At 66.2% G+C, this 24508-nt stretch carries 20 protein-coding genes and 2 tRNA genes; 13 read left to right on the forward strand and 9 right to left on the reverse strand.

Annotated features, from left to right (window positions below):
* Positions 1-50 precede the first annotated feature (50 nt).
* Positions 51-3386 carry a S41 family peptidase gene (locus tag FHG09_RS02880; protein ID WP_227492503.1) on the forward strand — a complete coding sequence of 1112 codons (3336 nt, stop codon included), beginning with the start codon at positions 51-53 and terminating at the stop codon, positions 3384-3386.
* Positions 3387-3539: 153 nt separating this feature from the next.
* Here the strand turns inward: FHG09_RS02880 and FHG09_RS02885 are convergent, their stop codons facing one another.
* On the reverse strand, positions 3540-4205 hold the full coding sequence (locus tag FHG09_RS02885; RefSeq protein ID WP_227492504.1) for a hypothetical protein: 666 nt from the start codon (positions 4203-4205) through the stop codon (positions 3540-3542).
* 299 nt (positions 4206-4504) lie between these two features.
* On the opposite strand from FHG09_RS02885, the gene FHG09_RS02890 reads away from it, so the two are divergent.
* From FHG09_RS02890 to FHG09_RS02910, 5 genes are all read left to right on the forward strand, one after another.
* The gene (locus tag FHG09_RS02890; RefSeq protein ID WP_152346170.1) at positions 4505-5338 is read left to right on the forward strand and encodes an enoyl-CoA hydratase-related protein; all 834 of its coding nucleotides are present in this window, start codon (positions 4505-4507) and stop codon (positions 5336-5338) included.
* Between the two features lie 44 nt (positions 5339-5382).
* Positions 5383-6528 (forward strand): acyl-CoA dehydrogenase family protein, encoded by a 1146-nt coding sequence (locus tag FHG09_RS02895; protein ID WP_152346171.1) that lies wholly within the window; start codon positions 5383-5385, stop codon positions 6526-6528.
* Positions 6529-6623: 95 nt separating this feature from the next.
* A complete protein-coding gene (locus FHG09_RS02900; RefSeq protein WP_152346172.1) occupies positions 6624-7388 on the forward strand; it encodes an SDR family NAD(P)-dependent oxidoreductase in 765 nt (254 codons plus the stop codon).
* A 122-nt stretch (positions 7389-7510) separates the two neighbouring features.
* Entirely contained in the window at positions 7511-9205 is a 1695-nt protein-coding gene (locus FHG09_RS02905; protein ID WP_152346173.1) for an AMP-binding protein, read from the forward strand.
* On the forward strand, positions 9195-9833 hold the full coding sequence (locus tag FHG09_RS02910) for a TetR/AcrR family transcriptional regulator (RefSeq protein WP_152346174.1): 639 nt from the start codon (positions 9195-9197) through the stop codon (positions 9831-9833). Before FHG09_RS02905 ends, FHG09_RS02910 begins: the two co-directional genes overlap by 11 nt.
* Positions 9834-10028: 195 nt before the next feature.
* On the opposite strand, the gene FHG09_RS02915 is transcribed toward FHG09_RS02910, so the two are convergent.
* Together FHG09_RS02915 and FHG09_RS19720 are read right to left on the reverse strand one after the other, a co-directional pair.
* Positions 10029-10964 (reverse strand): hypothetical protein, encoded by a 936-nt coding sequence (locus FHG09_RS02915; RefSeq protein ID WP_227492505.1) that lies wholly within the window; start codon positions 10962-10964, stop codon positions 10029-10031.
* A 330-nt stretch (positions 10965-11294) separates the two neighbouring features.
* Positions 11295-11432: a hypothetical protein gene (locus tag FHG09_RS19720; protein WP_193627262.1), complete on the reverse strand. Its 138-nt coding sequence runs from the start codon at positions 11430-11432 to the stop codon at positions 11295-11297.
* A 114-nt stretch (positions 11433-11546) separates the two neighbouring features.
* Between FHG09_RS19720 and FHG09_RS02920 the strand changes: the two genes are divergently transcribed.
* The 6 genes from FHG09_RS02920 to FHG09_RS02945 all read left to right on the forward strand — a co-directional run bounded on the left by FHG09_RS02920 (position 11547) and on the right by FHG09_RS02945 (position 16367).
* The gene (locus FHG09_RS02920; protein ID WP_152346175.1) at positions 11547-11963 is read left to right on the forward strand and encodes a DUF488 domain-containing protein; all 417 of its coding nucleotides are present in this window, start codon (positions 11547-11549) and stop codon (positions 11961-11963) included.
* Entirely contained in the window at positions 11960-12478 is a 519-nt protein-coding gene (locus FHG09_RS02925; protein WP_152346176.1) for a DinB family protein, read from the forward strand. Before FHG09_RS02920 ends, FHG09_RS02925 begins: the two co-directional genes overlap by 4 nt.
* Positions 12479-12504: 26 nt before the next feature.
* A complete protein-coding gene (locus tag FHG09_RS02930; protein ID WP_152346177.1) occupies positions 12505-12849 on the forward strand; it encodes a VOC family protein in 345 nt (114 codons plus the stop codon).
* Positions 12850-12977: 128 nt separating this feature from the next.
* Entirely contained in the window at positions 12978-13637 is a 660-nt protein-coding gene (locus FHG09_RS02935) for a TetR/AcrR family transcriptional regulator (protein WP_152346178.1), read from the forward strand.
* A complete protein-coding gene (locus FHG09_RS02940) occupies positions 13634-14905 on the forward strand; it encodes an MFS transporter (protein WP_152346179.1) in 1272 nt (423 codons plus the stop codon). Before FHG09_RS02935 ends, FHG09_RS02940 begins: the two co-directional genes overlap by 4 nt.
* Before the next feature lie 88 nt (positions 14906-14993).
* On the forward strand, positions 14994-16367 hold the full coding sequence (locus FHG09_RS02945) for an NAD-dependent succinate-semialdehyde dehydrogenase (protein ID WP_152346180.1): 1374 nt from the start codon (positions 14994-14996) through the stop codon (positions 16365-16367).
* A 156-nt stretch (positions 16368-16523) separates the two neighbouring features.
* Here the strand turns inward: FHG09_RS02945 and FHG09_RS02950 are convergent, their stop codons facing one another.
* From FHG09_RS02950 to FHG09_RS02965, 4 genes are all read right to left on the reverse strand, one after another.
* Complete coding sequence (locus FHG09_RS02950; RefSeq protein WP_152346181.1) at positions 16524-17198, reverse strand: metal-dependent transcriptional regulator; 675 nt, start codon at positions 17196-17198, stop codon at positions 16524-16526.
* A gap of 10 nt (positions 17199-17208) precedes the next feature.
* Entirely contained in the window at positions 17209-18606 is a 1398-nt protein-coding gene (locus FHG09_RS02955; RefSeq protein WP_152346182.1) for a sodium:proton exchanger, read from the reverse strand.
* Between the two features lie 156 nt (positions 18607-18762).
* Positions 18763-21375 (reverse strand): excinuclease ABC subunit UvrA, encoded by a 2613-nt coding sequence (locus FHG09_RS02960; RefSeq protein ID WP_152346183.1) that lies wholly within the window; start codon positions 21373-21375, stop codon positions 18763-18765.
* 77 nt (positions 21376-21452) lie between these two features.
* Positions 21453-22955, reverse strand: coding sequence for an MDR family MFS transporter (locus FHG09_RS02965; RefSeq protein ID WP_413773136.1), 1503 nt, complete (start codon positions 22953-22955; stop codon positions 21453-21455).
* A gap of 373 nt (positions 22956-23328) precedes the next feature.
* Here FHG09_RS02965 and FHG09_RS02970 point away from each other — a divergent pair, with 373 nt between their 5' ends.
* The gene (locus FHG09_RS02970) at positions 23329-23925 is read left to right on the forward strand and encodes a CHAP domain-containing protein (RefSeq protein ID WP_152346184.1); all 597 of its coding nucleotides are present in this window, start codon (positions 23329-23331) and stop codon (positions 23923-23925) included.
* A 109-nt stretch (positions 23926-24034) separates the two neighbouring features.
* Here the strand turns inward: FHG09_RS02970 and FHG09_RS02975 are convergent.
* Positions 24035-24107 (reverse strand) — tRNA-Ala (locus FHG09_RS02975).
* 170 nt (positions 24108-24277) lie between these two features.
* Positions 24278-24351 (reverse strand) — tRNA-Ile (locus tag FHG09_RS02980).
* Between the last annotated feature and the right edge of the window lie 157 nt (positions 24352-24508).

The raw sequence follows: 24508 nt of genomic DNA on the forward strand, positions 1-24508 counted from the left end.
TCGGTTCCGGCCCGCGGGCGCGGTCCGGCGGAGCTTGTAATGTGGGTCACGTGACTTATCTTCGCTATCCCCATATCCAGTCCGATCTCATCACCTTCACCGCCGACGACGATGTCTGGCTCGTTCCGTCCGCAGGCGGCCGCGCCTGGCGGCTGACCTCCGATCATGCGCCCGTCCGGTCACCGAGGATCTCGCCCGATGGGGCGCACGTCGCGTTCGTGTCCTTCCGCACCGGCCAACCGGAGCTCATGGTCGCCGAGGTGGCCACCGGTGCCCTGCGTCGGCTCACCTGGTTGGGGTCGACGGCGATGACGATGCTCGGGTGGTCCGATTCCACCCATGTCCTCGTCGGCGCGAACGCCGGGGAGTTCGAGGTCCGCAACCATGTGGTGAAGTCCGTGAGCCTCGACGGTGAGGTCGACCGGCTGTCGTTCGGTCGCGCTTCGGGTCTGGCCCGGCACCATTCGGGCGTGACCGCTCTGTCGACGCCGTTCTCCCGTCCGCCCGCGCATTGGAAGCGCTACCGGGGAGGCACCGCACCGAGGCTGTGGCTCGACCGGGTCGGCAACACGAATGCCGCCGGCATCGGCGACGGTTCCGGGGCCCGGTGGCAGCGACTGCTGCGAGGGGACGAGGCGTCCCTGACGGATCCGCTGTGGGTCGGCGATTCTCTCGTCTTCACCTCGGACCGGGCCGCGACCTTCCCTCACCACGCCGATGAGCAGGCGAACCTGTGGATCATCGACGGTCTCGCCACCTCGGCGAATGCGGATGGGTCCGGCGACGCCGCGGTCGAACCGCGCCAGCTCACTCAGCAGACCGAGGCCGAGGGCTATGTCCGTGACGCCGCGACCGACGGCACCCGCATCGTCTGGCACTCCCGTGGGGAGATCAAGATCCTCGACAGCCTCGACGCGGAGGTCCGCACCCTCGCGGTGACTCTGCCGGGTACTCAGGTGCAGCCGCTGAGCCTCGACCCGAAGACCGGACTCAACCACATCAGCCCTGACAGGCAGGGAAACGCCTCGGTGGTCGAGTGGCGCGGCAAGACCTTCTGGCTCGCCCACCGCGAGGGCCCGGCCCGGGCGCTGTGCGCGGACTCGTCGATTCGCACCCGCGAACCCCTCGTCCTCGGGGACAGCGGTCTGGCCGCGTTCATCACCGATGTGGACGGGGAGGACGCGATCGAGGTCGCGTCCGTGACGGGGGACAAGCCGCCTCGGCGAATCGGGGCCGGAGCCCTGGGCCGGGTTCTTGACCTGCAGGCGGACGCGGCGGGGAAGATGCTCGCCACGATCTCCCACGACGGGTCGATTCGGACCGTCGAGGTGGGCAACGGACGGACGCGGCTGGTCGGGCATTCGGGCCATGGCGAGGCGCGCGATCCGCGCTTCTCAGCCGATGGGAAGTACCTCGTGTGGTCGCAGCCGACTCAGGGTGAGGAGCTGCTGGCGCAGCTGATGATCGTCGAGGTGAAGTCGGACCGGGAGGCGCAGCCGCTGACCCGCGGAAAGTTCAACGACTTCTCTCCGACGTTCACCCGCGACGGGAAGTTCGTCGCGTTCCTCTCCGATCGCACCTTCGATCCCTCGTACAACCAGCACTCCTTCGACCTGTCGTTCAACGGCGTCACCCGACCGTGGCTGTTGCCCTTGGCCGCCGATGAGCCCGCACCGTTCGGGCCGAGCGCCGGCGGGTGGCCGATCAGCGAGGTCACCGAGGAGTCGAAGTCCGAGCGAGCTCGCGGGGACAAGCCCGCCGCCACCGTCGAGGTCGAACTCGAGGGGGCGGAGGAGCGCATCGTGCCGTTCCCCGTCGCCTCGGGGGTCTTCCGGGATCTCGAATCCGCCGAGGGCGGTCTGGTGTGGCTGCGCACCGGCGATGTCGAGGCCGGCGAGCTCGGCACTCAGCGGGCCGGCGACGCCGGGGAGAAGCCCGCCGAGGTGATCCAGTTCTTCGACTTCGCCAAGCGCAAGGTCACCACCGTCGTCGACAAGGCCGACGAGTATGCGATCTCCGGAGACGGCAGGCTGCTCGTCGTGCGCAGCGATGATGCGATCAGCATCGTCCCGGCGAACCGGAAGGTCGAGTCCGACGATGACGAGAACATCTCCGTCGACGTCTCACGCCTGCGGTTCGAACTCGACCGTCGGGCCGAATGGCTGCAGATGTTCGAGGAGAACTCCCGGATCATGCGCGACCACTATTGGCGCGAGGACATGAACGGGGTGGACTGGGAATCGGTGACCCTGCGCTGGCGTGCCGTGGCAGCGAAGGCGCTGACTCATGACGACCTCGTCGACGTCCTGTGGGAGACCGTGGGCGAGCTCAACACCTCGCATGCCTATGTCAGCCCGCCGGCCGCGTCGGATGCCGCATCGAAGAAGCTCGGCTTCCTCGGCGCGGACCTGGTCAAGACCTCCGAGGGGTGGACGATTCATCGCATCCTTCCCGGTGAGAGCAGTGAACCGGATGCCAGGTCGCCGCTGCGGCAGGCCGGAGTCGGCGCACAGGAAGGCGATGTCATCGTCGCCGTGAACGGGCAGCCCGTCGACGAGGCGGCCGGTCCCGCCGCTCATCTGCAGGGAGCCGCGGACACGATCGTCGAACTCACCCTGCGTCGCGGCCGCAGGGACCGCACGGTCGCGGTCATTCCGCTGGCCGGTGAGGAGAAGCTGCGCTATCAGGACTGGGTGCGCTCCCGCCGGGAGTATGTGGCCGAGAAGTCCGCGGGTCGCATCGGCTATGTGCATGTTCCCGATATGACCTCGTACGGCTGGGCTCAGCTGCACCGGGACCTGCGGCAGGCCATGGGCTGTGAGGGCGTCATCGCCGATGTGCGGTTCAACCGCGGCGGGCACACGAGCGCGCTCGTGGCCGAACGCTTCGCCGACACGGTCGTGGCCTGGAATCAGGCCCGCAGCTACGACGAGATGGGCCGTGACCCCGAGGACGCTCCGCGCGGGCCCGTGGTCTTCGTGGCCAATGAGTTCTCCGGCTCCGACGGCGACATCATCAACGCACGCGTGCAGGCCAAGGGCATCGGCCCGGTCGTCGGCGTGCGCACCTGGGGCGGAGTCGTCGGCATCGACGGCCGCTACGACCTCGTCGACGGCACCGGCGTGACTCAGCCGCGCTATGCCTTCTGGATCGAAGGCAAGGGCTGGGAGGTGGAGAACTTCGGCGTCGAACCCGATATCGAGGTCGAGCACGATCCCGGTCAGCTCTTCGCCGACGACGATCCGCAGCTCGACCGCGCCATCGCCGAGGTGTTCGCCGGTCTGGAGGAACGTCCCGCCGCCCAGGCTCCCGAGTTCCCGCCCCCGCGCGTGCAGCCGCTGAAGAAGGACGGTCCTGGGGCACGCACCCCCGGGCCCGGGGAGTGACCGGCCGGTGGGCTCGGGTAGTGAGGGCGGGCCGGGCGCCTGCTGCTCCCCTTAGGTGGTCGAAATGGTCCCGCTAGGTGGTCGAAATGGTCGCAGAGAATCGCCCGCGGCCCGACCATTTCGTCCACCTAATGCGCGGCCCGCGGGCACTTGCTAGTCGACCGGGACGAGGGCCCACACGGCGAAGGCGAGCAGCACGAAGCCCGAGATGACTCCGCTGATGACCGGGATGAACGCCGGTGCCGCGGCGAAGAAGGCAATGAACCCGCCGATGCCGCAGAGCGTGACCACGGTGGCCAGAACGTGGAAGCGGTCAAGCCCGAACACGCGACCCAGCGCATAGAAGTGGGTACCGACGACCACGGCCACCCACGCCACTCCGAGTTCCGGATGACCGAGACTCGACAGCAGGCGGGCTCCGGCGAACAGCAGGACCGCCTCGATGAGCACGATGATCCAATACGCGCGGCCGAACGGAGGTTCGCGGCGAGCGCGCTCGGACGCGGCCGTGGGAGCTGCTCCGGGCACATCTGAGAATCCGGTCGAGCCTGAGGACGCGTCCCCACGCGAGCGGATGAGTCCACGTACCGCGAAGACCGCGACGCCTGCGAAGGCGAGGACTCCGACGGCGATGACGAGAGTGCGGCCCAGGGTCGAGAACTGGGAGCTGTTGATGATGAGGAACAGCAGTCCGAAACCGGCGCCGATGAGCGCTCCGATCTCGGCACCGGCAGCCGTCTGGGAATTCGGCCGAGACCTCGATGGGCGGGCGGACGACGGTTGCGGTGTCGTCGGCTCGGGTTCTTCAGCAGTCATCATCGTCCGTTTCTCATCGTCGTCGGGAGCCATGGCCTGCGGGCAGGTGTGAACCGTTCCTGCTGACCGCCGCACCCGGCCCGGTCGACCGGCAAGCCTGTCCCTGCAAGGGATCTCCGCCTCGAACGGGCCGATGCCGTCGTCGAGGACATTGTCGCACCGGCTCGCTGCCCTGCCGATGAAAGCCGGTGAAACTCGGCGAACTCACATGATTCTTCCCGACCGGCGACTCTTGACCTCCTTCGTGAACTGATGTTCACTAGGTGTGAACATTTATTCACTCTCCACTCGAGGAGGCAACGATGCCCACATCCACCAGCCGGACCCAGCAGGCCGCGAGCACGGATTTCGACGACATCCTCTATGACGTCGAGGAGTCCTTCGCGGTCATCACGATCAACCGACCCGAGTCCTTCAACTCCTTCCGCTCGCAGACCGTCGACGAGCTCATCGAAGCCTTCACCCTCGCCTGGGGCGACAACCGGGTCCGCTCGATCATCCTCACGGGCTCCGGCCAGAAGTCCTTCTGCGCCGGCGGTGACGTCAAGCAGAAGGCGCAGACGGGGGACTACGGCCCCAGCCGCTACGGCATGTTCCGCATCTCCGAACTCCACAAGGTCATCCGGTCGGTGCCGAAACCCGTGATCTCCGCGGTCAACGGCGTCGCGATCGGCGGCGGCAATGTGCTCACCACTCTCTGCGACATCACGATCGCGGCCTCCCACGCGCGCTTCGGTCAGGCCGGCCCCAAGGTCGGATCCTTCGACGCCGGCTACGGCTCGGCGTTCCTCGCCCGCGTCATCGGTGAGAAGCGTGCCCGTGAGATGTGGTACTTCTGCGAGCTCATCGACGCGGACAAGGCCGAATCCTGGGGACTGGCCAACGAGGTCGTCGACGCCGATGAGCTCCTGCCCCGCGCCAAGGAACGCGCCCGGGCCCTCGGGCTCAAGGCACCGACCGCGCTGCGCTTCCTCAAGCAGTCCTTCAACGCCGATTCCGAGATGCAGACCGGCTTCACGAACCTCGCCATGAGCGCCCTCGACCTCTACGCCCACTCGCCCGAGTCACACGAGGGTGCGGCCGCCTTCGCCGAGAAGCGCGACCCGGACTTCAGCCGCTTCGACGGCGCGTACTGACAACCGGCGCCTACTGACCCGCCCAACCAGCACAGAGGATTCCCGTGGACACGACTCTCGCCCCCGACACCCAGACCCTCATCGAGGCGGCAGCCGGATTCGAGGAGCGGCTCATCAGCGAGGCCCGCGACCGCGAGGCCGCCGGCCGCATCGGCGCCGATCTCACCCGGGAGATGGGCCGCGCCGGCCTCATCGCCCCCGAACTGCCGACCCACCTCGGCGGGGCCGGCCTGACCAAGGTCACGGCGGGGCTCATCACCGAGGCCATCGCCCGCGGCGACCTCACCGTCGCCTATGTCCAGGTCGTCGGCTCCCTCATCGGGCAGGTCATCGCCCGCAATGCCGACGCCGAGGTGGCCGCCCACTACTGCCGTCTCATCACGTCCGGTGACGAAACCGTGGCCATCGGGCTGTCAGAGCCCGAGGCCGGCTCGGATGCCGGAAACCCCTCGACCACGGCACGCCGCGACGGGGATGACTGGATCATCAACGGCAAGAAATCGATGTCGCTGGCCATGACCTCGACGGCCACGGTGATCTTCGCCCGAACCGACCTCGAGGCCGGGCGAGGGAAGGGCATCTCGGCATTCCTCGTCGACCTCGACGCCCCCGGGGTGGCCCGAAACCCCATCATCGACATGGGCCAGGCCGCGGTGGCCCGCGGCAGCGTGGACTTCACCGACGTCCGCGTGCCGGCCGACCACCTCCTCGGCGAGGTCGGCGGAGCATTCACCCAGGTCATGCAGGGCTTCGACTTCTCCCGCGCCCTCATCGGACTGCAGTGCACGGGGACTGCGACTCGCGCGATCGAGGACGCATGGACATACGTCACCAAGCGGCAGGCCTTCGACCAGCCGCTGTCGAAATTCCAAGGGGTCTCGTTCCCGCTGGCCGAAGCGGAGACGAAGATGACGGCGGCACGGCTGCTGTGCCTGGACACCCTGCGGCTCGGCGACGAGGGACTGCCGCACACCTCGCAGGCGGCGATGTGCAAGTGGTGGGCCCCGCTCGAGGCCTATCACGCCATCCACCAGTGCCTGCTTCTGCACGGTCAGAACGGCTACAAACAGGACCGCGACGTGGAGAAACGGCTGCGTGACGTGCTCGGCATGCAGATCGGCGACGGCACCGCACAGATCATGAAACTCATCATCGCCCGCAGCTCCGCCGGCCGCGAATTCGCCCCCTGACAGAGGACATCAGCCCCTCCGTCCCCCACCAACGCACATCTCGCACTCCGCTCGAACCTCCACACCGGCAGACTCAGACCAGGAAGGACACCACCATGTCAGCAGCGACTCAGACCGCACCTCTGACCGATCGCATCATCATCGTCACCGGAGCAGCCTCCGGCATCGGCAAGGGGATCGCGAACCGCCTCGCCGCCGACGGCGCCACCGTCGTCGTCGCCGACCTCGACGCACAGAAGGCCGCGGACACCGCCTCGGCGCTGGGAAATGATTCGATCGGACTCGCCGCCGACGTCACCGACCGGGCCGCGGTTGACGCCATGGTCGCGGAGGTGGTCGAACGTTTCGGTCGCATCGACGTCCTCGTCAACAACGCCGGCTGGGACAAGGTCGAACCCTTCATGGATTCGACGCCGGAGACCTGGCAGCGGGTCATCGCGATCAACCTCCTCGGCACGCTCAACTGCACTCAGTCGACGGCCGAGCACATGATCGCAGCCGGATCCGGTGCCGTGATCAGCATCGGATCGGACGCCGGCCGTGTCGGGTCGAGCGGCGAAGCCGTGTACTCGGCGGCCAAGGGCGGGATCATCTCGTTCACGAAGACCTTCGCTCGTGAGGTCGCCCGACACGGAATCACCGCGAACTGCGTGTGCCCGGGCCCGGCCGACACCCCGCTGTTCGCCGAGATCTCCGCGGACAATCCGAAGCTGCGCACCGCGCTGGAGAAGTCGATCCCGATGCGCCGTCTCGCCCACCCCGAGGATCTCGCGAACGCCGTGGCCTTCTTCGCCCGCCCCGATTCCGCCTATGTCACCGGCCAGACCCTATCCGTCTCCGGCGGACTGACCATGGCCTGATCGGCAACTGATCACACCACCTGACCGCTCCTGTCCGGCACCGCCCGGCACCACCGCGCAGCACCAGAGACATCAGCACCACCCGAGTCACAGGTACGACACCAGAGCAAAGGAGCCCTGCAATGCCAACCCGATTCGAGACCACCCTGACCGACGCTCTCATCGAGAAGTTCACATCAACCGGGGACTGGAGGAATCAGACCCTGCTCGACCACCTCGAGCACTGGACCGCAGCGCGACCGGACGCGATCGTCACCCGCGATCCCTACGGTGCGCACACCTACGCCGAGCTCAGTTCGGATGTCGAAACCTGTGCCCGGTCACTCGTCGACCTCGGAGTCGAACCCGGGGACGTGGTGGGCATCCAACTGCCGAACTGGTACGAATGGCTGGTCATCCACCTCGGCGCGATCAGAGCCGGTGCCGTGACCAACGGGCTCATCCCGATCTATCGGGACCGCGAGATCGGGTACATGGCCAAAAAGGCCGACGTCTCGGTGCTCTTCGTCCCGAATCGGTTCCGGAAGTTCGACTATGCGGACATGGTCGATCGGCTGCGACCGAACCTGCCGGAGCTGGGGCACACGATCGTCCTCGACACCCCCGGGGAAGCGCGGTTCGCCGGTCGGGACGGCTTCGAGAAGTGGGCCGACTTCCTCGCTCGCGGACAGCAGGACTCAGCGTCGGACGGCTCGCGGTCGGCCGCCTCGGCGATCGAATCCATCGATTGGGACGACCGCCGACCCGATCCCGATGATGTCGGGCTCATCCTCTTCACCTCGGGGACGACGGGCAACCCCAAGGGTGTGATGCACACGCACAACAACGTGCTCGCGGCCTCGCTTCCCTGGCCCGATCACCTCGGCTTGGACGAGGAATCGGTCATCCACATGGCCTCGACCTTCGGCCACCTCACCGGCTTCATGTACGGAGTGTGCCTGCCCCTGCTCATCGGCGGCTCGGGAGTGTTCCAGGACGTGTGGAACGGTGAGGAATTCGCCCGGCTCGTCGACGAACACGGCATCCAGCACACCTCGGGGGCGACTCCGTTCCTGCACGATCTGCTCGAGGCGGCGAAGACGACGCAGCACGATCTGTCCTCCCTCAAGCACTTCTGCTGCATGGGCGCCCCGATTCCGCGCGTCATGGTCGATGAGGCACGCACGCTGCTGCCGGACCTCAGCGTCTTCGGCGGGTGGGGACAGACGGAATGCGGGCTGGTCACGATGACGGCCCCCGGCGACTCGGAGGAGAAGGTCACCAGCACCGACGGGCGTGCCCTGGGCTCCATGAAGGTCCGGGTCGTCGATCCTCTCGGCGAGCCCGTCGCCGCAGGCGTGGAAGGAAAAGTGCAGGTCACAGGCCCATTCCTGTTCGTCGGATACCTCGGTGAACCGGAGCAGACGGCGGAGGCCTTCGCGGGCGTTTGGCTCGATACGGGAGACCTCGCCGAAATGGATGACGAGGGCTTCATCCGGATCGCCGGACGGTCGAAGGACATCATCATCCGCGGCGGCGAGAACATCCCCGTGGCCTATATCGAGAACGTCCTCTACGAACATCCCGCGGTCTCCCAGGTCGCCGTCGTCGCGGTGCCGCATCCCCGGCTGCAGGAGATCGCGTGCGCGGTCGTGACCCTGAACGAGGGTCACAGCCTGTCGATGGACGAGCTGCGGGAGTTCTTCGACACGAAGGGAGTGGCGAAGAACTACTGGCCCGAGGCGCTTCAGTGTCTCGACGAGTTCCCTCGCACGCCAAGCGGTAAGATTCAGAAGTTCAAGCTCAGAGAGGAAGTCACCGCCGAGCATGTCAGCTGAATCCGAAGACCTCAACGCGATCGTCCGGGGCGCCCGCGCGGAATTCCGGGAGCGGCAGATCGTCGATGCCGCCGTGGCCCTGATGCAGGAGAAGGGCACCCATTCGGTGTCCATGCAGGCGATCGCGAAGTCCGGTGGGGTCAGTGTCGGACTGCTGTACAAGTACTTCTCGGACAAGGAGCAGATCGTGCTCGCCGCGATCACCCGCGTCCTCGAGGAGTTCCGTCTGCGTGTCCCCTCCGCCATCGCCGAGGCGGGTGACCCCGTGGGCAGGGTCATCGCCGCGTTCTCAGAGTTCTGCCGCGTCGTCGGGGAACAGCGGCATGCGGTCGTGCTCACCTACCAGGTCTCGCGGGCCCTGTCGAAGGATGGTCTGAAATCGATCCAGGACCAGGAGCTCGAAACCCTGCAGCCGCTCGTCGATGTCGTCGCCGCCGCGGTCGAGGCAGGGGATCTGCGTGATGTCGATGCCCAGACCCTCGGTCATGACCTCATGTCGACGGCGCACATGTGGGCGCTCAAGCACTGGTACTTCCAGAGGATCGGGCTCGACCTCGACACGTACATCGACCGGCAGGTGCGCACACTCGTGCTGAGCAACCTCGGCGAGGCGGCTCGGACGAAATAGGTGGAGTGGGGCTCGGACGAGGTACGGGATGTCCGGCGCACATGGGTCCCGCCCGCCGCAGTGGTGAGCTGTCTCCACTAGGTGGTCGAAATGATCACGGAATACTGCGGCGGACGTGACCATTTATCCCACTCAAGCGCCCGGCAATGCGCTCAGAAGCGAGCAACTTTACTCATTCCCGTCCAGTTCCTGCAGTTACAGCTGCTGCAGTCCCAACTTCTTCCGGATCTTCGCTTCCAGCTGCCTGTAGTCGGTCTTCCGGGTCACTTTCAGGACGGTCCATCCGGCATCGACAAGCGCTTCGTCGCGTTCGATGTCGCGCGTCCATTGCTTTGCCGACTCACGATGCAGCTCACTGTCGTATTCGAGAGCGAGCCTCGCATCCTCATATCCCAGGTCCGGCTCGATGATTCCTCTGGCGAGGTCGCTTTCGATCTGGGGATGGACCGTCGGCTCGGGCAAACCCACCCTCACGGCCCACAGGCGAAGGCCCGTCTCCTGCGGAGAATCAACACCTGGACGGATCAAGCTCACCGCTTTCACCAGATTCTGCCGTCCCATCAGCCGAGAATGGGACTCAAGAGCAGCTGCGAGGTCGTCGATTGTCGTCTGCGGCGGCCCATGCCAATTGCCGATCGCCGCATCACCCACCTGCACAAGCTCAGCCACATCGAGATGAGCGCCGAGCCTGATGAAGACCTCCGCCGGGACGAGGACGGGCAAGTCGAGCCAGTGGGCGGGAGTCAGATGCTGCGTGCGGCGCAGAGTCACCTTCGCCATCCGAATCCGCAGATTTCTGTCGGCAGCACACAGGTACAGACGGTCATTCATCAACCTCGGGGGCAACGGCCATCCGAAGATTCGAGCCGCAGTGGCATCATCAGCCATCACGTGCGGAAACTTCAGGACAGCGGCGCGCAGCCTCAGCGAATCCCAGATCCAACTGTCATCAGCCCATTCTGGGGCGCGCAGTGATTCTGTGTTGCTGTGATCCATGCGGACTCCGGGCAGAACGATCGGGCACCGCTCCTCATCCAGCATGCGACGCCGTGAGATGCCGATCTTCTCGGCCTGCCCTACGCGAAACAGACGCGGAAAGTCACGTCTCTGCCACTTACGGCTGTTGTACATACCAGCAATGCTGGCGCATCATCCAGGAGAACAGGGAGAGCCGCGAATCTGCCTGTGGACAGACATTCTCGATCCACAGGAATCGGCGCTCGAGTCATTGCAGAAGAGCGCGCCGAAATCGCAGAGAGCACGCTCCTAGGTGGTCGAAATGGTCACGAAATCCTGCGGCGGACGTTACCATTTCTCCCACCCAAGCGCCTGGCCCAGGACGGTGCAGCGCCCGCACTGCGGCTGCGGTGCCCACTGCGGCTTGCGCGGCGGCTCACCGCGAGCCTCAAGCCACCGCGAGTTCCGGCTCAGCGTAAGTCTCAGCCCGCCGCGAGTTCCGCCTCACCGCGAGTCTCCGTTCGACCAGAGCCGCGCTCCGGAGTGCAGGGGGGCCCTGGACTCGTCGGTGAGGGCGAGGAATCCGAACGTCTCCTGCAGGTAGAGGTCGAGCTCTGCCCCGAAGACACCGATCACTGCCACCGCCGACCCCCGCGTTCCTGACCTCGGAGAATCGAGTCATCGGCAGATGTCCGCCCCATGAGTCCGCCTCTCGTCCTACACTGGGAGCCAGGCAAGCGGAGGGAGTGAACGACCATGACCGCCTCGAAGGACGGATCGAAGAACCGGTCGACATCCGCGCATGACGATCCTCGGATCCGGGTGCGCCGCATCTACGACGACCCCGAACCGTCGGACGGAGCCAGGGTGCTCGTCGACCGCGTATGGCCGCGCGGAGTGAGCAAGGACCACGCCCACCTCGACGAATGGCTCAAAGACGTCGCACCCTCCAACGAGCTGCGCCAGTGGTACGGGCACGACCCGGACAAGTACGCGGAGTTCGCGCGTCGCTATCGCGAAGAGCTCAAGGACGACACCCGAGCCGAAGCGTTCGACCAGCTCAAGGAGCTTGCGGAGAAGGGCACGCTCACGCTGCTCACCGCGTCGAAGCGCGACGACATCAGTCAGGCAGCGGTGCTCAAGAAGTCCCTCGACAGCGGCAGGCACGGATGAGTCCGATCGAACCGGACACGAAGGATTGGGCCGAGGTCCTCGACACCGGCTGTGCCGAGTGCGGCTTCACCGGGCGCGAGGACGTCCTCGAACTGAGCGGTCCCATCGCCGAGGCGGCCGCCTCCTTCGCGCCAGCGCTCACTCGTGCGGACGCCGCCGACCGTCCCCGCGACGACCGGTGGTCGAGCGTCGAATACGCCGCCCACCTCCGTGACGTCCTCACCGAGTTCCGCGCTCGCACCCTCCTCATGCTCGATGAGCGGGCCCCGACTCTGCCGAACTTCGACGGCGATGCGGTGGCGCTCGAGTCCGACTACCGTCACCAGACCGCCGCCGAGGTGCTCGACGGACTGAACACGGCAGCAGCCGCTTACGCAGACACGCTCTCCGGACTCGAAGACGGGCAGTGGCAGCGCAAGGGACTGCGCGCCGACGGTCGGGAGTTCACGATCGCCTCGCTCACCCGCTACGGCTGGCACGAAGTCCGCCACCACCTCGGCGACGTCGGAATATGAGGCCCTGACCATCGGAAGGTGAGGCCATGTCATTGGAATGGGAGCAGATCGTCATCGATTCGCCCGACCCGTTCACGCTCGGGCGCTGGTGGGCACGGGCGCTCGGCTGGGTGATCGTCGACGAGAACGACACGGAGATCGAGATCCGGCAGACGCCCGATCGTCTGCCGGGCATCATCATCGGCATCGACCGTGAAGAGAAGGTCGTGAAGAACCGGCTCCACCTCGATTTCCGTCCCGATGATCAGGCCGCCGAGGTGGCCCGCCTCCTCGCTCTCGGAGCCCGCCGTGTCGACGTGGGCCAGACCGGGGACGAACCCTGGGTCGTCCTCGCCGACCCCGAGGGCAACGAATTCTGCGTCCTCGGCTGAGGAGATCGTCCTCCTCGGCTGAAAGATGCTCCCCGCATCGGTCGTTCCACCCCGCCCAACACACGACAACGACCCCGTCGCTATTCCAATACTGGACAGATCTGTCCAAAATAATCTACGCTCGCAGCATGGGCCGGAAGAAGAGCTTCGACGAGCAGACGGTGATCGACGCCGCGATCTCCGTGTTCAGCGAGCACGGCTACGCCGGAACCGATGTCGGACTCGTCTGCGATCGCGCCGGCATCGGACGCTCGAGCTTCTACAACACCTTCGACAGCCTCGATGCTGTGTTCCTGCGCGCCCTGCGCGACTATACGGCCACCGGTATCCCGCTCAGGGAGGAGCTCGACCACAGTGCCGAGCCCGCCCCCGTCCTGCTCATGCACCGCCTCGGCGGCGAGCTGGAGAAACAGTGCGAAGACGAGAACCGGACCGGGTGCCTGTCGGCGAACACGGCAGCCGAGCTCGGCCGCGAGGTCGATTCCGTGTGCTCGATCCTCGACCCCGACCGCGATGCCTGGCTGAGCACCTATGCCGGCATCATCGAGCGAGGTCAGACTTCCGGCCATATCCTCGACGACCTCGACCCCCGAATCCATGCCCAGCTCATTCACAGCGTGCTCGCCGGACTGCGCACCGCCGCCCGCGTCATGACCACAGAGAACGTTCTCGCTCAGGCCCGGGCCTTCGTCACAGGGCTCTGCACTCCGGCCGGCAGGGCCACACTCAACCACCCAGGTGCCCCCGGGAGCGCAGGCGCCTCGACGAAAGGCAGCCCCACTCGATGAACTCCTCAGCACCGCCTTCCCTCAGGCCCCGCGTCCCCGGACAGGTCTACCTGTTGGCCGCCGTGATCTTCTGCCTCGGCACCAGCGAGTTCATGATCGCCGGAATCCTCGAACCTCTGAGCGCGGATCTGGGTGTGACCATCCCGCAGGCGGGCCTGCTCATCAGCGGTTTCGCCGTCGGCATGATCGTCGGAGCACCAGCCATGACGCTGTTGACGCTGACCCTGCCCAGGAGGGCGACGATGATCGCCATGATCGTCGGCTTCTCCGCCCTCCACATCATTGCGGCGCTGTCACCGAGCTACGGACTGCTCATGGTCTCCCGGGTGCTGTCGGCCTTCGCCTGCGGTGGATTCTGGGCCGTCGCCGCCGTCCACACCTCGGCCATCGCGCCCGCCGCCGTACAGGGCCGAGCACTCGCCAGTCTCGTCGGCGGACTCACTGTGGCCAACCTCCTCGGAGTGCCGATGGGCACGTGGATCGGCACCCAGTTCGGGTGGCGTCTGACCTTCTGGGCCGTCGCCTTCGTCACTGCGCTGGCCGCCGTCCTCATCGCCGTGACCACCCGGTCGGACGTCAAGCCCACCGACCCCGACAAAGCAGAATCGCCTACACCCACCGAGGCAGCCCCCAGCCTGCGGGCCCTGCTGACTGCCGAGATCGCCGCCTTCAAGGGGCCTCGAATCTGGTTGGCCCTGGGCACGACGGCTCTGTTCCAGGCTTCGGTGTTCGCGTCCTTCTCCTATTTCTCTCCCCTGCTCACACGGGTCGCGGGCCTGTCAGCGGACCTCGTTCCTACGGTGCTCGCCGCCTTCGGCGTGGGTGCTTTCGTCGGTGTCGTCATCGGCGGGCGCTTGGCCGATAGGAACATCTTCGGCAATATCGTCGGCAGCCTCGCGGCTCTGGTGCTCAGCCTCGGTGCCCTGTGGCTGGTCGCGGACGATGCGATCCTCGCCGTCATCATGATCGTCCTCGTCGGTGCCAGCGGATTCTCCATCGCCGGGGCGCTCAATTCCCGGGTCTTCCAGATCGCGACTCAGGCTCCGACCCTGGCCGCGAGCGCGAATACCTCGGCCTTCAACGTCGGCAATGCGCTTGGCCCGGCCGTCGGCGCCTGGGTCATCGCGGCCGGCTTCGGCTTCCCCGCCACGGTCGTCGCCGCCATCGTCCTTGCGCTTGCTGCGCTCGTCGTGGTGGCCGTGGCGATCCGCGTCGAACGGACGTGGGTACGGCAGACGGAATCCACCCTCGCCGAGGCGGTCTGCTAGTCCCAAGGATGGACTCAAGTGTCGCGGAATGGCGGGAGACTGTAGTTTGTTACAGGGCACAGATCGTCAATCCGTGAAAGGACGTTCCATGAGCAAATTCGCTGTCACCAATGCCAACACCGGCGAGGTCGAGGAGGAGTTCGCCTCCGTACCCGTCGAAGAGATCCCTGACTACATCGATCGTGCCCATGAGGCACATCTGGCGTGGAAGGAGACACCGCTTCATGAGCGCGCGGCGATCCTGCGCAAGTTCGCCGATCTCGTCGATGAGAACGCCGATGAGATGACCGACATCATCGGTCGTGAGATGGGCAAGATCAAGAAGCAGGGCCTCGGCGAGGTCGACAAGGTCGCCCGCACCGCCCGCTGGATGGCCGACAACGCCGCCACCCATCTGTCCACCACACACCTGGCCGCCGCCGGGGCTGCCTCCAGCTATGTCGAGCACCAGCCCCTGGGCGTGCTGCTGGGCATCATGCCGTGGAACTTCCCGTACAACCAGATCGCCCGCTTCGTGCTGCCGAACCTCATGGTCGGCAACTCGATCATGATGAAGCAGGCCTCGATCTGCCCGAAGTCCTCGCAGTACTTCGAGGATCTGCTCACCGAGGCGGGACTGCCGAAGGGCGTCTACCAGAACATCTACCTCGACTCCTCCCACGCCGAGGAGGTCCTCAAGGACTTCCGCGTCAAGGGCTTCTCGCTCACCGGCTCCGAGGGTGCCGGTGCCTCGGTGGCCGCGATCGCCGCGAAGTACTACAAGCGCGCCGTGCTCGAGCTCGGCGGAAACGACCCGGCCGTCGTCCTCGACTCGAAGGATGTGCCGTCAGTGGCGCAGAAGCTCGTCGGACTGCGTCTGGCGAATGCCGGTCAGGTCTGCACCTCGCCCAAGCGCATGATCGTCGTCGATGAGCTCTACGACGAATTCGTCGCAGAGGCCGTCAAGGCCACTGAGGCGATGAAGATCTCCGACTTCGACGACCCCGAGGTCGGCATGGGTCCCGTGTCCTCCGAAGGTGCCCGCGACGAGATCGTCGAGATGATCGACAAGGCCGTGGCCGATGGTGCGACCCTGCTCACCGGCGGCAAGAAGCTCGACCGTCCGGGCTGGTTCATGTCCCCGGCCGTGATCACCGACATCGACCCGCGCTCGGACCTCGGCTGCAACGAGCTCTTCGGACCGGCCGTGATGATCTACCGGGCCAAGGACGAAGAGGACGCCCTGCGTCTGGCCAATGACACCGAGTACGGCCTCATGTCCTCGGTATGGACCGATGACCTTGAGAAGGGTCAGGAGTTCGGCAAGAAGATCAACGCCGGAATGACGCTCATCAACGCCCACATGGAGTCGGGCCCCGAATACCCGTTCGGCGGCATCAACCGCTCCGGCTACGGCCGTGAGAACGCTCAGTGGGCGTTCCAGGCCTTCACCAACGAGCACCTCATCCGCGTGCACAACTGATCCGTGCGCTGCCGGGGTCTGAGGCCTCGGAGCGATGGGAGACGCCCGGTCGGCTGCGAATGACTCGCAGCCGACCGGGCGTTGTCGTGTGTATCGCTTGTGTTGGAGGTCGTTCCACCGGCAATGAGCTGTTCGCGTTCGCGCGGCGCAGCAGCCTCAGCCGAGGCTGGGGTCGACGCGGATCGCCTCCGCGGCGTCGAGGGCGAGTTCGATGTGCTCTCCGTCGATGTCGATGGCGATCGATGAGGCGGCCGAGCTGACGGACGTCACCGTCAGGTGCGTGCCGATGACGATCCCCCGCTCGGTGAGGTAGCGCAGCAGTTCCGGCGAACGGTCCGAAACGCGCACCACTTCGACCTCGACACCGGGTGTCGTCTCCTCCAGCCGACGGCTCGGCACCGGAGACGTATGACCCTGAGTGTCCGGGATGGGGTCGCCGTGCGGGTCCCGCTCCGGGTGGCCGAGCACGGCGTTCATCCGTTCGAGCACGAGATCTGACACGGCATGTTCCAGCCGGTCGGCCTCGTCATGGACCTGATCCCAGCTCAGCCCGAGGGCCTCGACGAGGTAGGTCTCGACGATTCGGTGGCGGCGGACGATGGCCACGGCGATCTCACGGCCGGTCTCGGTGAGGACGATGCTGCCGTAGGGTTCGTAGTCGATATAGCCGTCGCGGGCGAGCTTCTTGAGGTTCGCCGACACCGTCGAGGCGGTGACTCCCAGCTGCTCGGCCATCTCGGTGGTGGCGGGACGACCGCCGGGCCATTCGTAGGCCTTCCAGATGAGGGTGACGTAGTCCTCGACCATGCGAGTGACACTGGGGCGCGGCATGGTCCTCATTCTACGCATCGGCCTTCGCATGACCGGTTTCGCTCGCGGACTCAGCCTGCGGACCACGATGTGGGACTCGGTCGGCGGGAGCCGCCTCGGCGAGGGGATCGTCCCCGCTCTCATCTGCAGACCCACGCGGCGGACGGCGGAAGGGAGCCGCGAGGGTGGGGAGAATGTCACCCCGGTGGAGGATGAGGAAGACGATGGCCAGCCCCGCCTGGATCGCGGAGAGGACGTAGCGTCCGGACGTGTCCGTGACGAAGAACTGCAGCCCGAACAGACCCGCCAACCCGAGTGCCGGTGTCCAGTGGAAACGCAGGGCCAGGATGATCGCCACACCGAGGACGGTCTGCGTGGCCGTGAGCGTGAACTCCTCGATCTGGCGACCGCCGAGGGGCAGCCCGAGACCGCCGCCGCCGGCGAAGTGGGCGATCGGCAGGGACCCGACCAGCAGGCTCCACTGGTTGACCTTCGAGGCGATGAGCGTGCCGATCGCTGCGGCACCCATACCACGCAGGGCGAACATCGCGGCGATGATGAACTCCGGTGACTCCGAGGCCAGCGGGGCCAGCCACTGGACGAGGAAGTAACTGTCGATGCCGAGGCTCTCACCTGAGGCCACGAGCGCCTCGGCGAAGGGTTCGGCGCTGAGCATGATGATGGCCGCAGAGACGGCGAAGAGCGCGAACACGGTCGCCCGGCGGGCTCTCTTCGGCATTTCCGCGATGAGTGCGGCCGCACCGACGAACTCCTCTCCTTCGTTCGCGGCGGACTGGCCGGCCCGCCACAGGTAGAAGGCGAAGATGAGCACGAGGCCGATGCCGAACCACATCGGGATGCTGCCCATGAGCGGGATGGCGAACGCAAGAACACCGAGGATGACGAGGAATCCGATGTCCATCCGAGCGCCCGAGTCGAGTCGCAGCGAACGCGGAGCACGCAGCTGATCAGCCCGCCCCGGGGCGTGAACCGCCGATTCCGACTCCGGGCCGGTCGCCGACACGCTGGGGGCGCTGCGCTCGGTCGTGCGGCGGGCGACGAGGAGGGCGACGATGACGACGAGCGGCCAACCGAAGCCGAGCAGCAGTCGGTTCGACCCGGTCATGTTCGCGGCCGCGAAATGCAGGTAGTCGGGATCCGTTCCCGACCGGAACGCATAGTAGAGGTCCACAGCGTATTCGGGCAGGACGGCGATGAGCGCAAGCAGCGCGATCGCGAGGGCTCCCGAGATGTCCTTCTGCGCCGCCTCGGCGGCCCAGGCCAGGAGGAAGGCAGCCGCAACGACCGCGGTGCCGAAGACGAAGAGCTCGAGGACCGGGGCCGCCTCGGTGCCGGTGATGCGCAGCACCACGGCGGGTGCGGCGAGGACCAGGCAGACGGCGATGCGGCGAATGAGTGCGGTGGGCATGTCTTCCAGACTTCCCGGCGCGGATCGGGTGTGTCTACGGACAACTGAGACTTAGACGTCTCCAACAATCGCACCGACCCGCGCGATCCGCTCTGCTCAGCGGATTGCGCGGGTCGGGCTGGAGGGCGCGTGTGGCTCACATCACCGCCCCCGGCATCATTCCCTCAGTGCTGCGGCCAGGTATTTCGCCGACGGGCCCGCACCGGCGGCGACGACGTCGGCGGGTGTGCCGGTTGCCACGACCCGGCCTCCGCTGTCACCGGCACCCGGGCCGAGTTCGATGATGTGGTCGGCGACGGCGACGACTCGCATATCGAGTTCGACCATGACGACGGTGTTGCCGGCATCGACGAGTGACTGCAGGTGAGCGACGAGGCGGTCGGCATCGGCGCAGTGCAGACCCGAGGTCGGTTCGTCGAGGACGTAGAGGGTGTCGCCCCGCCCAGAGCGCTGCAGTTCGCTGGCGAGTTTGACCCGCTGCGCTTCACCTCCGGAGAGTTCGGTGGCGGGCTGCCCGAGGCGCAGATAGCCGAGCCCGACGTCGATGAGCGCGGTCAGGGAGCGGATGATGTCGAATTCGCCGGTGAAGAACTCGTGGGCCTCTTCGACGCTCATAGCGAGGATCTCGGCGACATTGCGTCCGCGCCAGAGGACTTCGAGCGTGCTCGACTGGAAGCGGGTGCCGTGGCAGTCCGGGCATTCGGTGTAGACCGAGGGCAGGAAGAGCAGTTCGACCATGACGAAGCCTTCGCCTTCGCAGGTCGGGCACCGTCCGCCGGTGACGTTGAAGGAGAATCGGCCGGGCCTAAACCCGCGTTCCCTGGCTTCGGGAGTCTCGGCGAAGCGTCGGCGGACATGATCGAACAGACCGGTGTAGGTCGCGACATTCGAGCGCGGGGTGCGACCGATGGGCTTCTGATCGATGCTCACGACCCGACGGATGCCCGTGAGGTCGCCGGTCACGGTGCCGCGCAGCTCCTCGGATTCGTCGACGAGCAGCAGATCGTCGCCCTCGGGTTCGGGGTCGGCCGCCTCGGAGGGCGAACCGAGCCGGTCACCGACGAGCACGGGCAGCACCTGGCTGACCAGGCTGGACTTCCCGGAACCCGAGACACCGGTGACCGCGGTCAGCGCGCCCAACGGCACCTCGACGCTGACGTCGACGAGGTTGTTGCGGCGGATGTCCTCCAGGCGCAGCCACCCCTGGGGATCGCGGAGTTCGTGGCGTTCCAGTCCGCGGCTGCCGAAGACATACCCGCGCGTCACGGACTCTTCGACCTCGGCGAGGCCGGCGGTGGGGCCGCTGAAGAGGACCTCTCCGCCGCGTTCGCCGGCACCGGGCCCGATGTCGACGAGCCAGTCGGCTTCCCGCATGATGTCGACGGAGTGTTCGACGACGAAGAGACTGTTGCCGCGCGCCTTCAAGCCGTCGAGGATGCCCATCAGCGCATCGACGTCCTGCGGGTGGAGGCCGGCCGAGGGTTCGTCGAGAACATAGACGACACCGAAGAGCTCCGAGGTCAGTTGGGTTGCCAGCCGCAGTCTCTGGAGCTCTCCGCCGGACAGCGTCGGGGTGGTCCGATCGAGCGAGAGGTAGCCGAGTCCGAGATCGTTGATGGGCCGCAGACGATCGATGAGTCCTTCGCCGAGGCGGACGAACGCGGCGAGCTTCTCTATGGACGGATGTTCACCGGCGGATGAGCCGTCAGCGGAGGAGAGGTGCTCACCGGGTGAATCGTCGTCACCGTCAGCGTCCAGGGATGTTCCGGCCTCTGCGACGGCGTCGTGGAGGATGGTCATGAGTTCGTGCAGCGGCAGGGCGGAGAACTCGGCGATGTCGAGGCCGGCGATCGTCACGGACAGGGCCTCGGGCTTGAGTTTCTTGCCGTGGCAGACCGGGCAGGACCCGGCGGCGAGGAACTCGGCGACCCGCCGCTTCATCGCGGTGCTCTTCGTGTTCGCGAAGGTGTCGAGCACGTACTTCCGGGCGCCGACGAACGTTCCCGAATAGGTCGGTTCGGCACCTGCGGCGATCGCTTCGCGCGCCTCGGCGAGGGTGAGCCGGGAGTGGACGGGCAGGTGCGGAGTCTCCTCGGTGTAGAGGATCCAGTCGCGGTGTTCGCGCGGCAGGTCCTGCCAGGCGACGTCGACGTCGTAGCCGAGCGCCACGAGCACATCGCGCAGCTGGTGGCCGTGCCATGCCTTCGGCCAGGAGGCGATCGCCCGCTCTCGGATGCTCAGCGTGGGATCCGGGACCATCCGCTCCTCGGGCACCTCGTAGACGCGGCCGATGCCGTGGCATTCGGGGCAGGCCCCTTCGACGGTGTTCGTCGAGAACTCTTCGGCCAGCAGCATCGGCTGATCGTCGGGGTAGTGCCCTGCGCGGGAGTAGAGCATGCGCACGAGGCTGGAGACGGTCGTGATGCTGCCGACGCTCGAGCGGGCGCTGCGGCCGCCTCGCTGCTGCTGCAGGGCCACGGCCGGCGGCATCCCGGTGATCGAATCGACGTCCGGGACCCCGGCCTGGTCGATGAGCCTGCGCGCGTAGGGGGCCACGGATTCGAGATACCGGCGTTGGGATTCGGCGTAGAGGGTGCCGAACGCCAGGGAGGACTTGCCCGATCCGGACACTCCCGTGAACACGACGAGTGCGTCCCTGGGCACGGAGAGATCGATATTGCGCAGGTTGTGCTCCCTGGCCCCGCGGACCCGCACGTCCGGCTGGATCTCGGGTGAGGACGTCGGATCCGAGGGCAGAGAGGAGGTCATGTGGTCACCGTACCAAGGAGAGACCTCGAATCACCGAGGCGGCCGACGGGCGTATCAGTCGGTCGACGAAGCGCCGGTCATTCGGCGGGAGCGTCGGCCGGCTCGACCACCTCGGCGGGGTGGTCGTCCTGATCCTCGGGCTTGCGAATGAAGAACGCGAGGACGACGGGAACGATCGCGATGACCGTCGCCAGCAGGAACGCGGCGTGGCCGCCGGGGGCACCCGCCTCGGGGATGGACTTGCCCTCCGCCTGACCCGAGTGCAGGGCCGCGGAGTAGATCGAGATGAGCAGTGCGGTGCCCGCGGCTCCCGCGACCTGCTGCAGGGTGTTCAGCGCGGCCGAACCATGCGAGTACAGGTGGCGCTCCAACGATCCCAACGAGGCGGAGAACAGCGGGGTGAACGATCCGGCGAGGCCCAGCGACATGACGATCTGGACGATGATGAGCAGCCAGATCGGCGTGCCCACCCCGGCCGTCGAATACGCGAACATCGACACGGCGATCATGATCGTGCCGGGCACGAGCAGCGTCTTCGGCCCCCGCGCGTCGTAGATGCGACCCATCACCGGCCCGAGCAGACCCATGATCACCGAACCCGGCAGGAGGACGAGGCCGGACTGAGTGGCGCCGAGCCCGACGACGCTCTGCAGGTACAGCGGCAGCAGGGAGAACGTGCCGAACATCGACAGTGCGACGACGGCCATAATGATGACCGAAAAGACATAGTTGCGGGAACTGAACACGCGGAGGTCGAGCAGGGCACGATCGTCCTTCTGCAGGACGAGCTGGCGCCAGACGAAGAGGGCGAGGAAGACCACTCCGCCGCCGATCGTCGCCCAGGCCAGTGTGCTCTGGGATCCGCCGCCGGCTTCACCGCCGCCGAACTGGCTGAGTCCGTAGACGATGCCGCCGAAGGCGAATACCGACAGGATGATGGAGACGACGTCGATCGGGGCGTGGGTCGACTCGCCGAGGTTGGTCATCCATTTCGCGCCGAGTGCCAGCGCGATGAGCGCGATGGGCAGGATGATGCCGAAGAGCCAGCGCCAGCCCAGCGAATCGAGCACGATGCCCGACATCGTCGGTCCGATGGCCGGGGCCAGCGAGATGACGAGGCCGACTCGACCCATCATCCGACCTCGCGAGTGTGCGGGGACCACGTTCATCATCGTCGTCATCAGCAGCGGCATCATGATGCCGGTGCCTGCGGCTTGGACGATCCGTCCGATGAGGAGCAGGATGAATCCCTGCGAGACCAGGCAGATGAGCGTGCCCGCGGAGAACAGGATCATCGCGGCCAAGAAGATCTGGCGCGTGGTGAATCGCTGGAGGAGGAAGCCGGTCGTCGGAATGACGACGGCCATGGTGAGCATGAAAGCACTGGTCAGCCATTGACCGAGCTCGGGCGGGATGCCGAGGGCCTTATTGAGTTCGGGGATGGCGATGGCCATCGTCGTCTCGTTGAGGATGGCCACGAAGGCGGCCACCAGCAGCAGCCAGATGACCTTCATGCCTGCGGGGTCGATGGTCTCGGGCTGATGTGTCTGCGCGTGTGCGGATGAGCTGTCGCTGGACAAGACGGTGCTCCGTTCGGATGTATCTGTTGGGCCCCGGATGTGGGCGGAGGTCGCACGCAGATGCCGAGTCGACGCGCAGACGAAAGTAGGAACAGCAACTCAGACTAACGTATTCCCGTTTCCGGCCGACAGTGGGGAGAACCCGAAATCTCAGCGATCTTCGTCACGGCGGGCATCGGTGACGCCGGGCCGCCTCGGCGAGGTCAATGGGATATTCGATGGCGAGCGAGTTCACCGTCTCTTCGATTCGACGTATCGGATGTTCATTCCGGCGCTGTTAGCGTCGGCAGAGGCGGCGATTCGTCCCAGAGACGATCCGTCTCCTGGAAACACCAGTACCAGTCACACAGTCAAGCGGAACGAACGGATGAGAATGACTCTGAAGAACGTCACCACGAAGACCATGACAGCTGCGATGATCGCCGGAGCAGCCGTGCTCGGCACCGGCACGATCGCCTCGGCCGCCGAGCCGGCGGCACCGCCCGCCTTTACCGCGGGGGCTGAGAACTCGGTTCCGGCCGCAGACTCCGGCACCGCCTCGGCGCCCGCCTCCGCCGGTGCAGAAGCGGAGAAGAAGTTCTCGAGCATCGGAGACTTCCTCAAGCATTACGAGGGCCAGTCGCTGGCGAACTCGCAGGGCGGGTATCAGGGAGAATGCGTCAGCCTCATCTCCCGGGCCCTCGAAGAGGTCCACGGCGTCGACCACGGAGCGTGGGGCAACGCCGTCGACTACCAAGCAGGCGGCTCCGGCGGGGCGAAGATGAAGGCGAACGGCTTCACCTGGCACACCGACCAGAAGTTCGAGAACGGCGACATCCTGGTCTGGGGCGACGGGGACAACACCTCTGCCTACGGCCATATCGGCATCTACTACGAGGGTCAGGTGTGGCACCAGAACTTCAACGGCGACCGCAGCCTGCACACCTATGACGGCCTCATCGACGGTTACCTCGGGTACTGGCGCGCCTGAGGAGATCTCGACCTGAGGGCCTGGCCCGAGGCCCCAGCGGACGACGAAGGCTCCGAACCGATCGGTTCGGAGCCTTCGTTCTACGAGTGCTGTCTCAAAACTACTCGAGTGGAGGTAAGGGGACTCGAACCCCTAACCCTCTGCTTGCAAAGCAGATGCGCTACCAATTGCGCCATACCCCCGGGCGGGTTCACACCCTCACACCGAGTCGGTGTGTTCGGACCATTCGGCCTGGGCACTCTGATTCTGGTGCCGCCACCCGAAGAACACTCCCAGTCCCACTAAAGTGAGACCGCTGAGAATCCATCTTCTCATGATCCTCCTCGAAAGGAAATCCTGTTGTGACAGGACGTGGGCCTACCTGGACTTGAACCAGGGACCTCTTCGTTATCAGCGAAGCGCTCTAACCGCCTGAGCTATAGGCCCTCATCGGGTGAACCCGAAGTAAAACAATACCCATCCAGGGCAGACAAACACAAATCGGCACTCAGTGACCCCTCTCACACCCTCCCAGAACTACCTGACGGCGGCTGAGCAACCTCGCGAGGTTGCTCAGCCGCCGTCAGGTAGTAATTGAGGAGGG

Origin of the sequence: Brevibacterium sp. CFH 10365 (genome assembly GCF_009299785.1) — a bacterium.
In the GTDB taxonomy this organism is placed as follows: Bacteria; Actinomycetota; Actinomycetes; order Actinomycetales; family Brevibacteriaceae; genus Brevibacterium; species Brevibacterium limosum.

Coding starts and splice junctions, on each gene's coding strand:
- FHG09_RS02885 (WP_227492504.1), bottom strand. CDS start 4,205: ATGATGACTGCTGAAGAACCCGAGCCGACGACACCGCAACCGTCGTCC.
- FHG09_RS02890 (WP_152346170.1), top strand. CDS start 4,505: ATGCCCACATCCACCAGCCGGACCCAGCAGGCCGCGAGCACGGATTTC.
- FHG09_RS02900 (WP_152346172.1), top strand. CDS start 6,624: ATGTCAGCAGCGACTCAGACCGCACCTCTGACCGATCGCATCATCATC.
- FHG09_RS02905 (WP_152346173.1), top strand. CDS start 7,511: ATGCCAACCCGATTCGAGACCACCCTGACCGACGCTCTCATCGAGAAG.
- FHG09_RS02910 (WP_152346174.1), top strand. CDS start 9,195: ATGTCAGCTGAATCCGAAGACCTCAACGCGATCGTCCGGGGCGCCCGC.
- FHG09_RS02915 (WP_227492505.1), bottom strand. CDS start 10,964: ATGTACAACAGCCGTAAGTGGCAGAGACGTGACTTTCCGCGTCTGTTT.
- FHG09_RS02920 (WP_152346175.1), top strand. CDS start 11,547: ATGACCGCCTCGAAGGACGGATCGAAGAACCGGTCGACATCCGCGCAT.
- FHG09_RS02925 (WP_152346176.1), top strand. CDS start 11,960: ATGAGTCCGATCGAACCGGACACGAAGGATTGGGCCGAGGTCCTCGAC.
- FHG09_RS02930 (WP_152346177.1), top strand. CDS start 12,505: ATGTCATTGGAATGGGAGCAGATCGTCATCGATTCGCCCGACCCGTTC.
- FHG09_RS02935 (WP_152346178.1), top strand. CDS start 12,978: ATGGGCCGGAAGAAGAGCTTCGACGAGCAGACGGTGATCGACGCCGCG.
- FHG09_RS02940 (WP_152346179.1), top strand. CDS start 13,634: ATGAACTCCTCAGCACCGCCTTCCCTCAGGCCCCGCGTCCCCGGACAG.
- FHG09_RS02945 (WP_152346180.1), top strand. CDS start 14,994: ATGAGCAAATTCGCTGTCACCAATGCCAACACCGGCGAGGTCGAGGAG.
- FHG09_RS02950 (WP_152346181.1), bottom strand. CDS start 17,198: ATGCCGCGCCCCAGTGTCACTCGCATGGTCGAGGACTACGTCACCCTC.
- FHG09_RS02955 (WP_152346182.1), bottom strand. CDS start 18,606: ATGCCCACCGCACTCATTCGCCGCATCGCCGTCTGCCTGGTCCTCGCC.
- FHG09_RS02960 (WP_152346183.1), bottom strand. CDS start 21,375: ATGACCTCCTCTCTGCCCTCGGATCCGACGTCCTCACCCGAGATCCAG.
- FHG09_RS02970 (WP_152346184.1), top strand. CDS start 23,329: ATGACTCTGAAGAACGTCACCACGAAGACCATGACAGCTGCGATGATC.